This is a genomic window from Paradesertivirga mongoliensis (genome assembly GCF_024436395.1).
Lineage (GTDB): Bacteria > Bacteroidota > Bacteroidia > Sphingobacteriales > Sphingobacteriaceae > Paradesertivirga > Paradesertivirga mongoliensis.
The window spans coordinates 997,800-1,013,597 of the sequence record NZ_JAFMZO010000001.1 but is presented as its reverse complement, the minus strand read 5'-3'; the positions used below and the strand labels follow the sequence as shown (position 1 = coordinate 1,013,597).

Below are 15,798 nucleotides of genomic sequence, written 5' to 3'. Positions count from 1 at the left end.
CATGAAAAAACTGATCTATTTATTCGCTTTCCTTGTATTTTCTGCTTGTTCAAATAAAGAAAAGCAGAAAGAGGCTCAATCTTTTTTAGATCAGTATACCAAAGAATATATGCGACTTTCGGCTGCAGCTGCCGAAGCAGAGTGGGGGGCTAACACTAAGATCGTTGAAGGCGACAGCACCAACGCAAGGCTGGTGGAACGCACAGGGGAGGCCTTCGCCGCCTTTACAGGAAGCAGCGAGAACATCGAGACCGCGAAAAAACTTCTGACCGAAGAAAGCGATCTGACGGAACTGCAGGTTAAACAGCTAAAGAAGATCATATACATCGCTGCCGACAATCCTGAAACCGTCTCTGATCTGGTAAAACAGCGTATTAAAGCGGAAAATGCTCAAACAGAGAAGCTATTTGGCTTTACCTTTAAAATCGACAATAAAGAAGTAAGCACGAATGAAATAGACGCGATTCTAAAAGATGAAAAAGATCTTGCAAAGCGTCTGAAAGCCTGGGAAGCAAGTAAAGAGGTAGGCACGGGCCTTAAAACGGGCCTGGTTAACCTTCGCGAACTGCGAAACAAAACCGTTCAGGCTTTAGACTACAAAAATTATTTTGAGTATCAGGTATCTGATTATGGATTGACAACCGAAGAGATGATGAACCTGATCCAAAGGTTGAATAAAGAGCTTCGCCCCTTATACCGTGAGCTCCACACCTATGCACGTTACGAATTAGCACAAAAGTACGGTCAGGCCGAAGTTCCGGATTACCTGCCCGCCCATTGGCTGCCAAACCGTTGGGCACAAGACTGGAGCGCTATGGTTACTGTTGAGGGAATGAATACGGATTCGGTGCTGAAAACCAAGTCGGCAGAATGGATCGTAAAAGATGGTGAAGATTTTTATAAGAGCCTTGGGTTCCCTTCATTACCTGCATCCTTCTGGCAAAAATCAAGTCTCTACCCCCTGCCCGCTAATGCTGGTTACAAAAAGAATAATCACGCCTCTGCCTGGCATATGGATCTTCAAAACGATGTTCGTAGCTTAATGAGCGTTGAACCCAATTCTGAATGGCACGAAACGTCGAACCATGAACTGGGGCATATTTATTACTACATGACCTATACGAATAAAGACGTCCCTCCTTTGCTACGGGAAGGGGCTAACAGAGCGTATCATGAAGCTATGGGAAGCTTGATGGGCCTGGCTTCTCAACAAAAGCCTTATCTGGAAGCAAAAGGACTAATAGCGCCGGGTAGTAAAACCGATGAGATCCGGTCTTTGCTGAAAGAAGCTTTGAATTATGCGGTATTCATTCCTTTTTCTGCCGGCACTATGACCGAATTTGAAAAAGAATTATACGCTGGCAACCTGCCTCCTGATAAATTTAATGCAAAATGGTGGGAATTGGCAAAAAAATACCAGGGCATTGTTCCCCCCGCTGCGCGTGGCGAGGAATACTGTGACGCTGCCTCAAAAACTCACATTAATGACGATGCAGCCCAATACTATGATTATGCGTTATCTTTCATCACCCTTTTTCAGTTGCATGACCATATCGCCAAAAACATTCTGAAGCAAAACCCGAGAGCAACGAACTACTACGGAAATAAAGAAGTTGGCAATTTTCTGAAAGAGATAATGTACCCCGGAGCCAGCAAAGACTGGAACAGCGTTTTGAAAGAGAAGACGGGATCAGAATTAAGCGCCAAGCCTATGCTCGATTATTTTGAACCTTTAGTGCAATGGTTAAAAACGCAAAATAAAGGCAGGAAACACACTTTATCAGAATCTGTTTAAATGGATCTAATCAAACAACACTTTCTCGAAGCACAACGTGTGTTAATCACTTTTCTGTCATCCGAAGAAAACTTCAGTAAACTTGGAGAAGCTGGTAAAATACTGGCGAATGCCATAAAGAATGATAAAAAAATATTGTCGTGTGGAAATGGGGGCTCCATGTGCGATGCCATGCATTTCGCTGAAGAGCTTTCGGGACGTTACCGGGGAGACAGAAGGGCGCTTCCGGCTTTATCAATCTCCGACCCATCACATATTTCATGCGTAAGCAATGATTACGGATATGCATTTATATTTTCCAGAATGGTTGAAGCCATTGGTCGGGAAGGTGACGTACTGTTTGCCATAAGCACCAGCGGCAATTCAGAAAATATCTTGAATGCTATCACATCCGCAAAAGAACGCGGTATGAAAGTTATAGGTCTGACGGGAAAAGATGGTGGAAAAATGGCGGCATTATGCGATGTCGAAATACGCGCACCCTATTCTGAGTTTGCTGACAGAGCCCAGGAAATACACATAAAAGTTATTCATTCTCTGATCGATTATGTGGAGAAGCATGTGTAGATTTTCGATTCTCGCGTAAAGAATAACTTTTATCAACCAGCTTGTACAGAACACTATCCAGATTCCGGGTCACGTCCGTCATTAGATGCATCACTTCCAAATTGAAGGGATCTGTAGGGTTGTCCCGGTTAAAAACTGAAATGAGTCCTAATAAGGTTGCAACAGGCCCTCTGATCTCATGAGAAGCAATGGATATAAGCTCGCGAAGCTTTTTATTTTGTTCAATCACAAAATTATGTGCATCAATCCTTTCCTGAATATTGGCGGAAGTACAGGCTACACCAATAATTTTGCTTTCACTTCTAATCGGATTTAATTTTGTTTCGGCGCAAAATGTTTCCTTGCCTGGAAGCTTAATAAACTCGGTAAAAGAAAAGCTTTCGCCTTTTAAAGCCTTATCATAATATTTTTTCCATTGGGATGCATCGTACAAATGGTATTCCGGCATAAGGACTGATTCACCCAAAGTGACTTTCCTGCCAAGCGCTTCTTCAACAGTTTTTTTGTAAGAGTTATTTGCGGATATAAGGCGGTACTCCGTATCAATAGACCATATGTCTTCAGCAATGCTATTAATTAACGCGTCGAGGTTCTCCTTAGCCAGGGCGATAGAATTTCTGCTCTCTACTTCAATAGTCATATCAGTTGCCATCACCATTTCTGCATCATATCCGTTGTAATTTATCCCATGGCCAGAGATAGTAACGTATATTATTTTGCCATCCTTCTTCCTATGCCGCCAATATCGTGACGGATTAGAAAAAGCATTTTTTACGTTATATACGTGTTCAAATAGTTCTGGTAAATCTTCCTGAGGCCGAATATCACCAATCGTCATTGATAAGAACTCATCTTTCGAGTAACCGTAGCGGGCTATTGTTGCATTATTTACCGCGAGGAATCTGAGGGTTTTACGGTCGTAAATCCACAGAGGATTGGGGTTGTTAATAAACAGATATCTGAATACTTTTTTAGCATCAGATAATCGTAGTTCAGAAGTCTTCTTTGAAGTGATGTCTGATAGAATCCCAGTGATAGCTATTGGCTTTTCGGCATCATCAAGCAGAACAACCCGTTTATCGCAAACCCATTTTATTTGGTCTTTTATGAGCAATCGATATTCAATCTCTACGTTCCTGCCGGTAAAAGCCGGTGCACTTTCGGTCAGCACATATAAGCGATCATCAGGATGAACATATTTTAACCAGAATGACGAACTTTCTTCAATAGTGTCTAAAGGTATTTGATAAAGTTCTGCAAGCCGGTTGTTGATGTAAATGAACTTGTTACTTGTTAAGTCGAACGACCAAACCGCATCATTTATCGACGATAAGATTTTACCAAGATTTTGCATGAAGATTGTTGTTCGATCTACGATCGGGTGCTATACACGCACTCTAATGTGATAAAAAAAGGTTTATAACATTCAATAATAATAAAAAATGTCCAAATCTTCTTACCATGCTGAAAAATAAGTATTTGTCTTTTTTAATTTAATATAAATACCTACTTTTGCAGCCCCGCAGAATGAACTCCGGGAACTATGTTGAATACATAAACAATGGCAACTAAAATCAGATTGCAGAGATTTGGTAAAAAAGGAAAGCCTTTTTACCATGTAGTAGTAGCAGATTCTCGCTCTCCACGCGATGGAAAGTTTATTGAGCGTTTAGGTTCTTACAACCCAAACACCAATCCAGCTACAATTGACATCAATTTTGAGAAAGCATTAGAATGGGTAAACAGTGGTGCTCAACCAACTGACACTTGCCGCGCTATACTTTCTTATAAAGGTGTACTTTACAAAAAACACCTTGAAGGAGGCGTTAAAAAAGGTGCTTTAACTGCAGAGCAGGCCGAAGCTAAATTTAACGAGTGGTTACAAGGAAAAGGTGCTAAAATTGAAGGCAAAAAAGAAACTTTGACCTCAGCAAAAGAAGAAGCAAGAAAAGCTGCTTTGGCTGCCGAGTCTAAGAAAAAACAAGACAGGGCTGCTGCATTAGCTGCAAAAAATGCTCCTGTTGCCGAAGAAGTGGAAGAAGAAGCTGTTGCTGATGCTGAACCAACTGCAGAAGCAGTGGAAACTGAAGCGGCACCGGAAGTTGCTGCTGAACCTGCTGCAGAAGCGGAGGCAACTCCAGCTGACGATGCAGAAAAAGCAGAATAATTTTTCTAAGCTCAATAGAACGCCATTACGAATCATCGTAGTGGCGTTTTTATTTTAGGTCCCAAATTGAAAAACAATGAAAATTGAAGACGGATTTTATATCGGATATATCACTAAAACCAAAGGTCTTAAAGGGGAGGTGCAAGTGTATTTTGAGTTTGATCAGTTCGAAGATCTCGAGCTCGAATCTGTGTTTCTCGAAATAAATAACAAGCTTATTCCATTCTTCGTTTCCAGTTACAAAATCCAGGCTAACAGGACTGGCTATTTCTACTTCGAAGATGTGGACACTATCGAGAAAGCTGAAAAACTGATTAGAAAAAAAGTCTATTTGCCTAATGAAAAAATGCCGGAACGAGAAGAAGGTGAGTTTTTCTATACTGATTTAAAAGGATTCATCGCACATGATGAAAACCACGGTGAACTAGGCGAAATTATCGAAGTGCATGAGTATCCACAGCAATTTATTGCCGTGGTTCCGTATAAGTTTACCGAGATTATGTTTCCATTAAATGAGGATATTATCCAAGAGATTGATGAGGAAGCTGGAATTGTCAAAGTGATATTACCAGACGGTTTAATTGAGATTTACACAAACTAAGCATACCTTCGGGTTTATTCGTCACTACTAAAAGCCTTTGAAAAGCTTTTAAGTTTTGTTCCTACCCTGTACTTATCTTTGCAATATGCGTTTTGACATCATCACAGTCCTCCCTGGTTTACTTGAAAGTCCCTTTGCCCACTCCATTTTACAACGCGCGCAGAGAAAAGGCTTGTCGGAGATAGTGGTTCACAACCTTAGAGATTACGCAACCAATAAGCAAAAAAGCGTTGACGACTACCCTTACGGCGGCGGGAGCGGCATGGTGATGTCTATTGAACCTTTCGCCGCATGCATAGAAAAGCTTAAAGCAGAACGTGATTATGATGAGGTGATTTTTATGAGTCCGGATGGAGAAGTCCTGACTCAGAGCATTGCCAACCACCTTTCATCGAAAAAGAATTTAATTATCCTCTGCGGACATTATAAAGGCATTGATCAGCGCATCCGCGACATCTTTGTTACCCGCGAAATCTCTATAGGGGACTATGTGCTTTCAGGAGGTGAATTGCCAGCGGCGGTACTTGTAGATGCCGTGGTAAGGCTGCTTCCTGGAGTATTGTCGGATGAAACATCAGCGTTGTCAGATTCTTTCCAGGGCGATCTGTTGGATGCACCTATTTATACCAGACCAGCTGACTGGAAGGGGCACAAGGTTCCTGATGTTCTTTTAAGCGGTAATGCTGCTAAGATTGATGCCTGGAGAGATGAGCAGGCACTGGAACGTACTAAGCAGCGCAGGCCGGACCTTCTCAATGATTAACGGCTTTGACTCAGTAACTCTATTATTTTTTCCTTATCAGCCAATTGACTTTTTAGAGTAGCAGCAAGCTCTTTGCAAGCATTCAACTCGCCTTTTTGTGCGGTATAGTCCCCTTTCTCTTCCTCTACTATATTCCCTGAAAAACGATCTTCACCAAAAAAATAACCCGCAGGAAGTTTCAATATCTCCGCCATCTTTTTAATATCGGTGTACTTTAATGAACCTTTAACCAAACTCAGCTTTAAGCCGTCAAAAGTTTTGTTCATTTCTCCCGCCAGCCAGCTCAAAGATCGGTTTTGATCTTTAAGCGCCGTATCCACAATTTTTTTTAACTCCATGTAAATAAACAAAAATTTTATTTATCAATTCTAATTGCTAATTTTATTGGTAATTATTACCTATAAAAATTAGAGTTGCCTCAAATATTTAGATGTGTCACCCAATATTTTGGTATAAATATACAAACTTTTGAATTTATGTTTAAGTATCGCATCAACGACATTCTATTACAGCTTCCGATGAAGGACTATCGCAAAGCGTTGAAAGTTATACCAAAAGCAATTGATGTTTCATTAAACACATTCTCAAACTATCGGAATATTAAACTCACCGATCCACAGGATATTCCACATCAGAAAGTGGTTCTCCTGGAAAAAATACTCGGATTAAAAAGCGGCGAACTTGAAAACTTTACACCAGAATTTAAACCACTAAAGGAGTTACTAAAAGAATGCAAGGAATGATTGATCAAAAACACCGGTCAATTTACTTCAGACTATTAGTATTGGCAAGTGAGCTTCAAAACCCGGTGCAAAAACTAGACCGCTGTTTAAAAAAACTGGGTGAAGAAATAACCCAAACAGATGGTTGCCATGAAATACTGGCGGAAATAACTGTCTATTTGAGTTCCTCTTCGCTGGTATGTAAAAAGCTGATGGAATGGAGCGAGGCCTATTTGCTGGGTGATGTAATTTATTCGGCAAACATAAAATTTCAAGCAGATCTTGTCACAAAAATACTTAGTTCGAGTGCCGGTGTAAATGGGGTGATAATCAGCAATATTGAGAACTTAAGGCGCGCTAAGATTAACCTCAGTCTTTTTGGCCTCATGCTCCACGAGTTATTGACAATCGTATTGGAGTTTTCTTCATCGGAGAACCTTTTACTTCATTCATCCCATAAACAAGATGAGGTTATCATTTGCATCTCCGGAATTAAACCCGCAACATATCAAAGCATGGCTGAAGGGCTTTCGGCCAGCCAAGGCCCTAACCCTCCATCTCAAGTCGCGGATCGGTTCCGGTTATGCTATGACATATTGCACTTCTATGGAGGCAACCTATGGTCAGAAAGTTGCGAAAAATCGGGCGGAAAACTATATTTCAGTATCCCTGTGATTAAAAACATTTGAATGTTTAATAATTTTAAATCTCACTTTTATTATTGAAATAAATTCCCTAATATTGCAGTCCGATTTTTAGGGAATAAAAATCGTATTAAGAGCTTAAAATCATGGATTTAGTAAAATTTGTTGAAGAGCAGGCAGTTGCAAAAAAAGAAGTTCCTGCATTCAAATCTGGAGATACTGTAAGTGTACACTATAAAATCCGCGAAGGAAATAAAGAGCGTATCCAGATTTATCAGGGTGTTGTGATCCAGCGCAATGGTGTAAGTGCAAACGAAACTTTTACTGTACGTAAAGTATCGAACGGTGTGGGTGTAGAGCGTATATTTCCTATCAACTCTCCAAACATCGAGAAAGTGGAAGTAAATAACCGTGGTAAAGTTCGTAGAGCTAAATTATTCTACCTACGTGCATTAACAGGTAAAGCTGCTCGTATCAAATCAAAAAGATAATTTACAGAACATAAAAAAAGCGTCCCGAATAATCGAGACGCTTTTTTTTATGCCCGCTAAAGTTATTACCCCTTTTTTGCAGGGACTTTTTTAGCAGACACGATCGCCTTAGCTTTGCTGCCAGGACTGCAGCAACCAGCTACCTCCTCTTTTACACAGCATTCTTTTTTAACTTCGCAGCACTCCTTTTTAGCAGCAGCTTTTTGAGCTGGTTTCTTTGTCTGAGCCGAAGCAACCGTTACAGACGCAAACAATGTTAATGCAATTAAAATCTTTTTCATTCTTTTCTAATTAATCTAAAACTCAGAATTCTCCTAAAACGGTGATACCGCCTTGTACAGTATCGCCTATCTTAACATTAATTTTTGTACCTAAAGGAAGAAACACATCAACTCTGGATCCAAACTTGATAAATCCGAACTGATCACCTTGTTTAACCTCATCACCTTCTTTAACATACCAAACAATCCGACGTGCAAGAGCTCCTGCAATCTGTCTGAATAACACCGGTATACCTTCCTTGCTTTCGATAACAATCGTTGTGCGCTCATTATCGGTAGAAGACTTAGGATCCCATGCTACGAGGTATTTTCCTTTATGATACTTCACAAACTTTACAATCCCGGAAATGGGGTTGCGGTTTACATGCACATTAATCGGCGACATAAAAATGGACACCTGAATTCTTCTATCCTTGAAGTATTCTATTTCCTCGGTTTCTTCAATTACTACTACTTTGCCGTCTGCCGGGCAGATAATATGTTTATCGTTTTGAGCCCATTTACGACTTGGGCTTCTGAAAAACTGCAGGATAGTGATAAAAAGAATAAAAGAGATAATGTAAACCAACCAGCGTAACCATTCTGCATCTGGTGAATAGTAATGCACAAAAGCGTTTGCGATAAAAATAACCAGAACAGTTAAAGCGAGTGAGGTATAGCCTTCTTTGTGGATTGTCATTGTATAAAATTTTTCAAAGATGCTAAAATATTACCAATTAGGTTTCAGAAGGAATAGATATTGCGCGGTAAATATCGGTTAAATTTCGGCCCAAACCTTTATAATCAAGGCCGTAACCAACCACAAATTCGTTCTGGATTTCGAAGCCAACATAGCCAATTTCCTCAATATCAACCTTTAAAGATTGTGGCTTTAACAGTAAAGTACAAACTGAAACAGATGCAGGCTCTTGTTCATTTACTTTGTCAAGAAGATAGCGCAGGGTTATTCCTGTGTCTACAATATCCTCAACTATGATTACATCGCGATTTTTTAAGTTTAAATCGAGTCCGATCACTTCCTTCACAACTCCGCTGCTGGTGTCACTTCCATTGTATGATGACACTTTAACAAAACTGATTTCCGAAGATATGTTAATTTGTTTCACCAGATCAGCCATGAAGATAAAGCTGCCATTTAAAACCCCCAAAAATATTGGCACCCGGTTTTCATAATCTACATTAAGTTGAATGCCAAGAAATCTCGTTCTCTTCTTAATTTGATCATACTCCAAAAGCAAATCAAATTCTTTGTCTTCTATTTCAATTTTCATTCAACAATGTGATTGGTCTTCCGTCAACTAAGTTAGTAAATTAAGAGCCGTTCTTTCGCTGTTCACGCTCTCTGCGGCGTTGCTCGCGCCGTTGCTGTCTCAACTCGGCTGGCGATGCGATGCTATCTTTTTTAATAAAAGTGCGATTTTTTTGATCTATTTGTACCGTATCCTGATTTCTGCGACCAAACAAACTCCTGAAAAATCCGCCTTCGCTTTTATATTGAACGCCTTCATCGTCATACAAAGAATCGATTGCGATCGAGTCTACCGGGTCCACTCTGCGACGCAGACTTTCTTTTAAGCGAACGCCGTAAAATCCATAGGCGTTAGTATCTCGGCTGGTATACCCACGCCTGGCCATTAAACCACCGATTAATTTAAAATAACCTCTCAGGCTCTGGCTCAGACTACCATCCGCTTCGAAGAAATAAAGCCCTTTTTTAGGCCTCGGTACTATATTTGCCAGGAAGATGCTCTCCCCAAGACTAAGCTCAGAGGGGTGCTTTCCAAAATAATATCTCGCGGCCTCACCAATTCCATAAACGTTGTTTCCCCATTCAATCAAATTGAGATACACTTCAAACATTCTTTGCTTAGACGAGATCCGATTATTTTCAATCAGCCATACAATTAAAATCTCTTCCACTTTACGAGCCAGGGTTTTTTGGCGGCTCAAAAAAACGTTTTTTACCAGCTGCATAGAAATAGTACTTCCACCTCTTTTAAACGCCTTTTCTTTAAAATTGGTGGCAATAGACCGCTGGAAAGCTTTTTCAACAAAACCATTATGGCTATAAAACGATGGATCTTCAGCAGTTAAAAGGGCATTTCGAAGATTTGGAGAGATTTGGCCAATGGGCACATAATCAGGGTTCTGCGGACCAATAGTTATATTCCGCATCGGTTTACCATACTCATAAGGCGTATACACAAATGGCGCGTTAATTTTTTGCAAATTGGTTTTTCCCCATTTCAATATCCTGAAATCCTTGCTTTTGTGTAACGATGAATTGATACGAACGGCGTCAGGATTTTTAGAATCCAGGAAAAAATCGAGGTTGTAGCGAAGCTTCCCTGCTACTTTAATCCCTTCAAGCGATTCAAACAACCCTACCGGGAAAGAATTAAATAATTCCTGAGCATTCAGATCATCAGTTTTGAGCTTTAAAGCATATGTCTTTTTGGGAGTTTTAGTGTATTTAATGTACGGATTAGCTTTAATGTTCTTGAGGTGAATAACCGAAGTACTGTCGAGCGCAATAAAATTCTCTCCGATCACAACATCTGCATCAATGGCACCGCTTGGAACAACAATATTATTAGCCGCCAGCTTAGGATGGTTAATCAGCAGGTTTTTGATCGCCCAGGATCCATATATCCGGAACTGGTCGCCGTCTTTTACAGCTTTTTTCAACTGCGCAGAAACGGTGTCGAAGTTAAGCTTCAGGCCAAGCTTCTTCTCAATCATAGACAGCTCTACCTTTGTCCTTTCGGCATACAACTTAAATGCCAGATGCTTGTCGCCGGGTTCTACCGTACCATCAAGGTGCCATAATGCTTCAGTATCATTTACCCTGATATTCGACTTTAATTGGCCATCATCAATCGTAGCCGAAGTGGTAAAAAATCGCAGCTTGTCCTCATCATGGTTAATCACCACATCCAGGTTTGCCACAGACATTTCGTCCGGAATCTTATGCAAAACCTGGTTAAGCAGCCGATTAGCCAGAGCAGCCAGATCTGCTTTTGATGTTTTTGTGCTGTCGCGATTTTTCTTCCTGAAAAGGAAATCGTAATTTCTGATACTGTCTCGTTTCACCAGATTTATCCGGCCGTTTTTTATGCTCAGGCTCGCAAGCTTAATATCACCACTAATTAGCGGAAACAGCTTAACACCCACATGCAAGTCGTTAATGTTGGCCAGCGTATCCCTCCCCTGAGGCACGACGGAAATATTGGAGAATGCCACTTTGGTCAACCCTTCGAAATGGGGATCACTAATCGTTACGTTTAAGTTGTAATCTCTTTTAGCCTTAATAACCGCTTTTGCAATTACCGCATTTAATATCGCTTCCCGTTTGGAGTAGGCGATAAAAATTCCGATAAAAAACAACAACAGGAGGCATAACAGAGAGATAACAATGATCTTAATGTATTTAGGGGAAATCCGGTTACGCATGTATAAGCAAGCCTTTGTATCTCATTAAACAGAACTTAAAAAACGATTAAGGAAGAGTTTTATTTCCAGAGTGTAAATATCTGCAAAATCATTATGCAAACAAGTATAATAGGCATAGGTTTCATAAATTTGCATCTCATAACTCCTTAATGATTACAAAAGAACAAGTTTTAAGCGCATTAAGCCATGTTGAAGAGCCAGACCTGAAGAAAGACCTGGTAACCCTGAACATGATCGAAGATATTATTATCGAGGGCAATCACCTCACGTTTTCGGTGGTTCTAACAACACCGGCATGCCCGCTGAAGGCCTTAATTGAAAACGCTTGTCGAAATGCTATTGGTCATTTTATAAGCAAGGAGATAGTAGTAGATGTAAAAATGACTTCCAGGGTCACGACTCAAAAGAATCAGCCGCTAAGTAATATACGAAACATTATCGTGGTAGCATCAGGAAAGGGCGGCGTGGGAAAATCTACTGTTTCGACAAATCTGGCGCTTGGACTTGCGAAAAGCGGTGCCCGCGTTGGGCTTATAGATGCAGATATTTATGGGCCTTCCATTCCAATAATGTTTGGACTCGAAACGGCCCGGCCTAATGCCACTCAAACCCCGGAAGGCAAAACCAGAATTGAGCCTATTGAAAAATACGGCATAAAGCTGTTGTCAATTGGTTTTTTTACTGACCCTAATCAACCAATACCATGGCGCGGGCCAATGGCATCAAACGCCATTAAGCAGTTATTCAACGATGCAGACTGGGGTGAGCTTGATTACCTGGTAGTCGATCTTCCTCCAGGCACCGGGGACATCCATATTACACTCACACAGACCTACCCGGTTGCAGGGGCTGTAATTGTCACAACACCGCAAAATGTTGCCTTGTCGGACGCTAAAAAAGGCATTGGAATGTTCTTAATGGAAGCGATTAATGTTCCTATATTGGGGATTGTAGAAAACATGTCGTATTTCACGCCGGCCGAGCTTCCTGATAACAAATACTATATTTTTGGTGAAGGCGGCGGAAGAAAGCTTGCGGAGATGTACCACACTGCATTTTTAGGTGAAATACCTTTGGTTAAGAGCATCAGCGATGCTGGAGACTCGGGAAGTCCAGTAATCTTAGATGAACATAACCCTATGTCGGCAGCCTTTTTAGATCTGGCAGAAAGGGTAGCGCAACAGGTGTCGATCGTAAATGCCAAGGCGCCGGCAGAATAGGTTTAAAAAATAAATTTTTGTAATTTTATAAAAAGATTAATGATGGATTTGTTGCAAAAAGTGGAAAGTGCTCTGGATTCTATCCGCCCCTATTTAGAGGCTGATGGCGGCAATGTGTCTGTAGAGGAGATTACTCCCGAAAATATAGTAAAGCTTAAATTGCTTGGAGCCTGCGGTTCATGCCCCATGAGTATCATGACCCTTAAGGCAGGTATTGAACAGGCAATTAAGAAAGCGGTGCCCGAAATTGAAGGTGTAGAGGCTGTGAACCTTACAGATATGGATGATCCAAATGCTGTAATGCCTCAAACGGTGAGTTAAATATTTAAAATAATGCAAAGGCGATCGCGTTATAAAACGGTATCGCTTTTTTTATGTGACATTCTATCGGGCATCCGCAAGCTTATCTTAACAGTTTTTAACATAACTCTCGCACAATTATTGTTAGGTTTACATTGATGAAGCACTTGCTTTCCATATTGATCTTTCTTTTCGCGCTTACTGGAATTTCCAGAGGCCAGGACCGCCCTATTGTGCAGTTTTCGGGCGTGATATATAATGTTGACTCTAATGTGGTAGTACCTTACGTTTCGGTAACAAATATGACCGATAAACGAAAAGTAGTGTCTGCCAACCACCAGGGATATTTTTCTTTTGTTGCCCACGAAGGCGACACTATAGTATTTAGCGCTATTGGTTACCGCCGCGAAGCACTCGTGATTCCGAGAAATACTGATAAAAGATATACGGTAATAATAAAAATGAAAGCGGAGGCCATTAACCTTCCGATGGTTCGGGTATTACCCTGGGCAAGTCTCGACGACTTTAACAGAGCGTTTATGTCGATGAAATTTGCAGACGATGACCTGGAAATTGCCAAAAAGAATGTAGCCCGCACTTCAATATTGGCTATGGCTAAAACACTTCCGCGTGATGCGATTGAAATGAATGGCCTTAACTTTCAAAACAACCATATTGCACTGAGCAATAAGAATATGAATATGCAGGGCGCTAACGCTCTTACCAATCCTTTCGCATGGGGAGCATTAATCCAGCAGATAATGCGTGGTGATAAAAGCCGGTCTAACAACTAGTTAAGTCAAAATTAAAAAAGGCAAAACTCAATAATTTTAACGTAACACTTAAAATACACGTCATATATTATTGAGCTGACACTAGCGCTTTTTAGAAGCTGCCGGAAATTTCATTTTATAATCTACTTTCACAGCTCCCTTTGAAATTGCATCAAGTTTACTTTTAATCATCGCCCGACGCAAAGGGCTCAATTTATCTGTAAAGAGCTTCCCTTCTATATGATCATACTCATGCTGAATTACACGTGCTTTAAACCCGGAGAAGGTTTCCGTATGTTGATTCCAGTTCTCATCGAAGTATGAAATAGTAACCGTCTGATTCCTGCTAATATCTTCTCTGATGTCCGGTATACTTAAACATCCTTCATTGAAGTTCCACTTATCTCCTTCTTCCTTTAAGATCTGTGCGTTTATAAAGACTTTCTTAAAGTCTTTCAAATCAGGCTCTTCCTTATCTGTTAAATCAATCACAAAAAGTCTTATGGAAAGTCCTACCTGGGGCGCCGCAATTCCAACTCCGCTGGCATTATACATGGTCTCAAACATATTGTCGATCACTTCCTTAAGATTGGGATAGTCCTTTGTAATTTCTACAGCCTTTTTCCTCAATACAGGATCTCCAAATGCGATAATCGGTAACTTCATGATACAAAAATAATAAATCGGCGTGGATTGGACACTAAGCGGCTATCTCAAAAAGTATGTTTCCTTGCTGAGATCACTCTTGCAAAGCCATTTCATCCGAAGGCTCGAATACAAGGGTGGTTAGTTTAGATGGATCAAATATTTCGTTTGCAATTTCAAGGACCTGATCTGAGGTAACTGCGTTAACTTTAGCATAGATCTCTTCCAGCGTATCGGCCTTCCCATAGTCTGTAAGGCTCTTACTCATCGATATAATCAAGCCGATCCGGTTTTCTTCGCCCAAAGCAATTAACCCGGTAAACTTTTGCTTCGCCTGGTGCAAAGCCACGGCCGACAGCTTGTTCTCTCTAAGCTTCTTCAACTCTTTCATCACCAATGCATGGGCTTTTTTTGACTTCTCTGCATCAGTTCCAAAGTAAATGGAGAATATTCCTGTATCTGTGAAAGCGGTATAATTTGATTCAATAGTGTAGGCTATACCATGTTTTTCGCGGATCTGCAGGTTTAGCCTCGAACTCATTCCAGTCCCTCCAAGAAGGTTGTTCAGCAACAATAATCCGGTTTTATTTTTATGGTGAATAGAATAGGCCTGGTTACCGATAATACAATGCGTTTGAGTGATCGTTTTTTCTAAGCGTTGTAATTGAGGCTGGTAGCCAGCAACAGGGGCCCGTGTCAGGCTCACTTTGTTTTCAGGAATGTGTGAATACAGCTTAGTAAAGACTTTACAAAGCTTTTTGAAATCGTAATTACCTAACACGCCCACTACAATCTCATGAGTATTGTAATTACTTTCGATGAAGTTCAGAATATCTGGCCTTTGAAGGTTTTTTACCGTTTCACTTGTTCCCAAAATATTACGGCCAAGGGCGTGTCCGGCAAATAAGAGGTCTTCAAAATCGTCTTGAATAGCTTCCTCTGGTTGGTCCTGATACGATGCAATTTCATCAAGAATTACACTTTTCTCCTTAACTAATTCTTCTTCAGGAAATACCGAGTGAAAAACAAGGTCTTGAAAAAGTTCTATTGCCCTTTCAAGGTAAGCATTCAAAAAAGAGGCGTGTATGCAGGTATATTCTTTGGTCGTATAGGCGTTCAAATCGCCGCCTACAAGCTCTAATCGGTTGAGAATTTGATTTGTACTTCGCTTTTCTGTTTTTTTAAAAAGAAGGTGTTCAATAAAATGGGCCAGGCCGTCTTTACCGGCTTTCTCATCTCTCGAACCTGCGTTGATAATGATACACGCATGCGATAATAACGAAGGGGTTGATTTATGTAGAAGCCTGATGCCGTTGGGCAGGCTGAAGACCTGATAATCCATGTGGGATGCAAGATAAATAATATCAGAGTAATGG

General features: G+C 40.7%; 19 protein-coding genes. 11 read left to right on the top strand and 8 right to left on the bottom strand.

Annotated elements, in window-relative coordinates:
- The first annotated feature begins 1 nt into the window (after position 1).
- Both J3P43_RS04110 and lpcA read left to right on the top strand, forming a co-directional pair.
- A complete protein-coding gene (locus J3P43_RS04110) occupies positions 2 to 1,795 on the top strand; it encodes a M2 family metallopeptidase (RefSeq protein WP_255899353.1) in 1,794 nt (597 codons plus the stop codon).
- Complete coding sequence (gene lpcA / locus J3P43_RS04105; RefSeq protein WP_255899350.1) at positions 1,796 to 2,362, top strand: D-sedoheptulose 7-phosphate isomerase; 567 nt, start codon at positions 1,796 to 1,798, stop codon at positions 2,360 to 2,362.
- Here lpcA and J3P43_RS04100 read toward each other — a convergent pair.
- On the bottom strand, positions 2,322 to 3,716 hold the full coding sequence (locus J3P43_RS04100; RefSeq protein ID WP_255899348.1) for a PAS domain-containing protein: 1,395 nt from the start codon (positions 3,714 to 3,716) through the stop codon (positions 2,322 to 2,324). The two genes, lpcA and J3P43_RS04100, sit on opposite strands and share 41 nt — an antisense overlap.
- A 207-nt stretch (positions 3,717 to 3,923) precedes the next feature.
- On the opposite strand from J3P43_RS04100, the gene J3P43_RS04095 reads away from it, so the two are divergent.
- The 3 genes from J3P43_RS04095 (at position 3,924) to trmD (ending at position 5,893) form a co-directional block, all read left to right on the top strand.
- Complete coding sequence (locus tag J3P43_RS04095; protein WP_255899346.1) at positions 3,924 to 4,529, top strand: 30S ribosomal protein S16; 606 nt, start codon at positions 3,924 to 3,926, stop codon at positions 4,527 to 4,529.
- Between the two features lie 76 nt (positions 4,530 to 4,605).
- Positions 4,606 to 5,130: a ribosome maturation factor RimM gene (gene rimM / locus J3P43_RS04090; RefSeq protein WP_255899344.1), complete on the top strand. Its 525-nt coding sequence runs from the start codon at positions 4,606 to 4,608 to the stop codon at positions 5,128 to 5,130.
- A gap of 85 nt (positions 5,131 to 5,215) precedes the next feature.
- Entirely contained in the window at positions 5,216 to 5,893 is a 678-nt protein-coding gene (gene trmD, locus J3P43_RS04085) for a tRNA (guanosine(37)-N1)-methyltransferase TrmD (protein WP_255899342.1), read from the top strand.
- Here the strand turns inward: trmD and J3P43_RS04080 are convergent.
- The gene (locus J3P43_RS04080; protein ID WP_255899340.1) at positions 5,890 to 6,231 is read right to left on the bottom strand and encodes a hypothetical protein; all 342 of its coding nucleotides are present in this window, start codon (positions 6,229 to 6,231) and stop codon (positions 5,890 to 5,892) included. The two genes, trmD and J3P43_RS04080, sit on opposite strands and share 4 nt — an antisense overlap.
- Positions 6,232 to 6,369: 138 nt before the next feature.
- On the opposite strand from J3P43_RS04080, the gene J3P43_RS04075 reads away from it, so the two are divergent.
- From J3P43_RS04075 to rplS, 3 genes are all read left to right on the top strand, one after another.
- On the top strand, positions 6,370 to 6,636 hold the full coding sequence (locus J3P43_RS04075; RefSeq protein WP_255899337.1) for a hypothetical protein: 267 nt from the start codon (positions 6,370 to 6,372) through the stop codon (positions 6,634 to 6,636).
- A complete protein-coding gene (locus tag J3P43_RS04070; protein WP_255899334.1) occupies positions 6,633 to 7,304 on the top strand; it encodes a hypothetical protein in 672 nt (223 codons plus the stop codon). Before J3P43_RS04075 ends, J3P43_RS04070 begins: the two co-directional genes overlap by 4 nt.
- A 101-nt stretch (positions 7,305 to 7,405) precedes the next feature.
- Positions 7,406 to 7,750 (top strand): 50S ribosomal protein L19, encoded by a 345-nt coding sequence (gene rplS, locus J3P43_RS04065; RefSeq protein WP_305121717.1) that lies wholly within the window; start codon positions 7,406 to 7,408, stop codon positions 7,748 to 7,750.
- A 65-nt stretch (positions 7,751 to 7,815) separates the two neighbouring features.
- Here rplS and J3P43_RS04060 read toward each other — a convergent pair whose 3' ends face one another.
- From J3P43_RS04060 to J3P43_RS04045, 4 genes are read right to left on the bottom strand one after another with little or no spacing between them, the layout of a single operon-like run.
- A complete protein-coding gene (locus J3P43_RS04060; protein ID WP_255899332.1) occupies positions 7,816 to 8,031 on the bottom strand; it encodes a hypothetical protein in 216 nt (71 codons plus the stop codon).
- Positions 8,032 to 8,053: 22 nt separating this feature from the next.
- Positions 8,054 to 8,710, bottom strand: coding sequence for a phosphatidylserine decarboxylase family protein (locus tag J3P43_RS04055; protein ID WP_255899330.1), 657 nt, complete (start codon positions 8,708 to 8,710; stop codon positions 8,054 to 8,056).
- A gap of 37 nt (positions 8,711 to 8,747) precedes the next feature.
- Entirely contained in the window at positions 8,748 to 9,302 is a 555-nt protein-coding gene (gene hpt / locus J3P43_RS04050) for a hypoxanthine phosphoribosyltransferase (protein ID WP_255899328.1), read from the bottom strand.
- 40 nt (positions 9,303 to 9,342) lie between these two features.
- Positions 9,343 to 11,484 carry a transglycosylase domain-containing protein gene (locus J3P43_RS04045; RefSeq protein WP_255899326.1) on the bottom strand — a complete coding sequence of 714 codons (2,142 nt, stop codon included), beginning with the start codon at positions 11,482 to 11,484 and terminating at the stop codon, positions 9,343 to 9,345.
- A gap of 149 nt (positions 11,485 to 11,633) precedes the next feature.
- Between J3P43_RS04045 and J3P43_RS04040 the strand changes: the two genes are divergently transcribed.
- The 3 genes from J3P43_RS04040 (at position 11,634) to J3P43_RS04030 (ending at position 13,798) form a co-directional block, all read left to right on the top strand.
- The gene (locus J3P43_RS04040; protein ID WP_255899324.1) at positions 11,634 to 12,704 is read left to right on the top strand and encodes an Mrp/NBP35 family ATP-binding protein; all 1,071 of its coding nucleotides are present in this window, start codon (positions 11,634 to 11,636) and stop codon (positions 12,702 to 12,704) included.
- A gap of 42 nt (positions 12,705 to 12,746) precedes the next feature.
- Positions 12,747 to 13,025 carry a NifU family protein gene (locus J3P43_RS04035; RefSeq protein WP_255900191.1) on the top strand — a complete coding sequence of 93 codons (279 nt, stop codon included), beginning with the start codon at positions 12,747 to 12,749 and terminating at the stop codon, positions 13,023 to 13,025.
- A 137-nt stretch (positions 13,026 to 13,162) separates the two neighbouring features.
- The gene (locus tag J3P43_RS04030) at positions 13,163 to 13,798 is read left to right on the top strand and encodes a carboxypeptidase-like regulatory domain-containing protein (RefSeq protein WP_255899322.1); all 636 of its coding nucleotides are present in this window, start codon (positions 13,163 to 13,165) and stop codon (positions 13,796 to 13,798) included.
- Between the two features lie 81 nt (positions 13,799 to 13,879).
- Here J3P43_RS04030 and def read toward each other — a convergent pair whose 3' ends face one another.
- Positions 13,880 to 14,443, bottom strand: a complete 564-nt coding sequence (gene def, locus J3P43_RS04025) for a peptide deformylase (protein WP_255899320.1) — start codon at positions 14,441 to 14,443, stop codon at positions 13,880 to 13,882.
- A 73-nt stretch (positions 14,444 to 14,516) separates the two neighbouring features.
- The gene (locus tag J3P43_RS04020; RefSeq protein ID WP_255899318.1) at positions 14,517 to 15,764 is read right to left on the bottom strand and encodes a M16 family metallopeptidase; all 1,248 of its coding nucleotides are present in this window, start codon (positions 15,762 to 15,764) and stop codon (positions 14,517 to 14,519) included.
- Positions 15,765 to 15,798 lie beyond the last annotated feature (34 nt).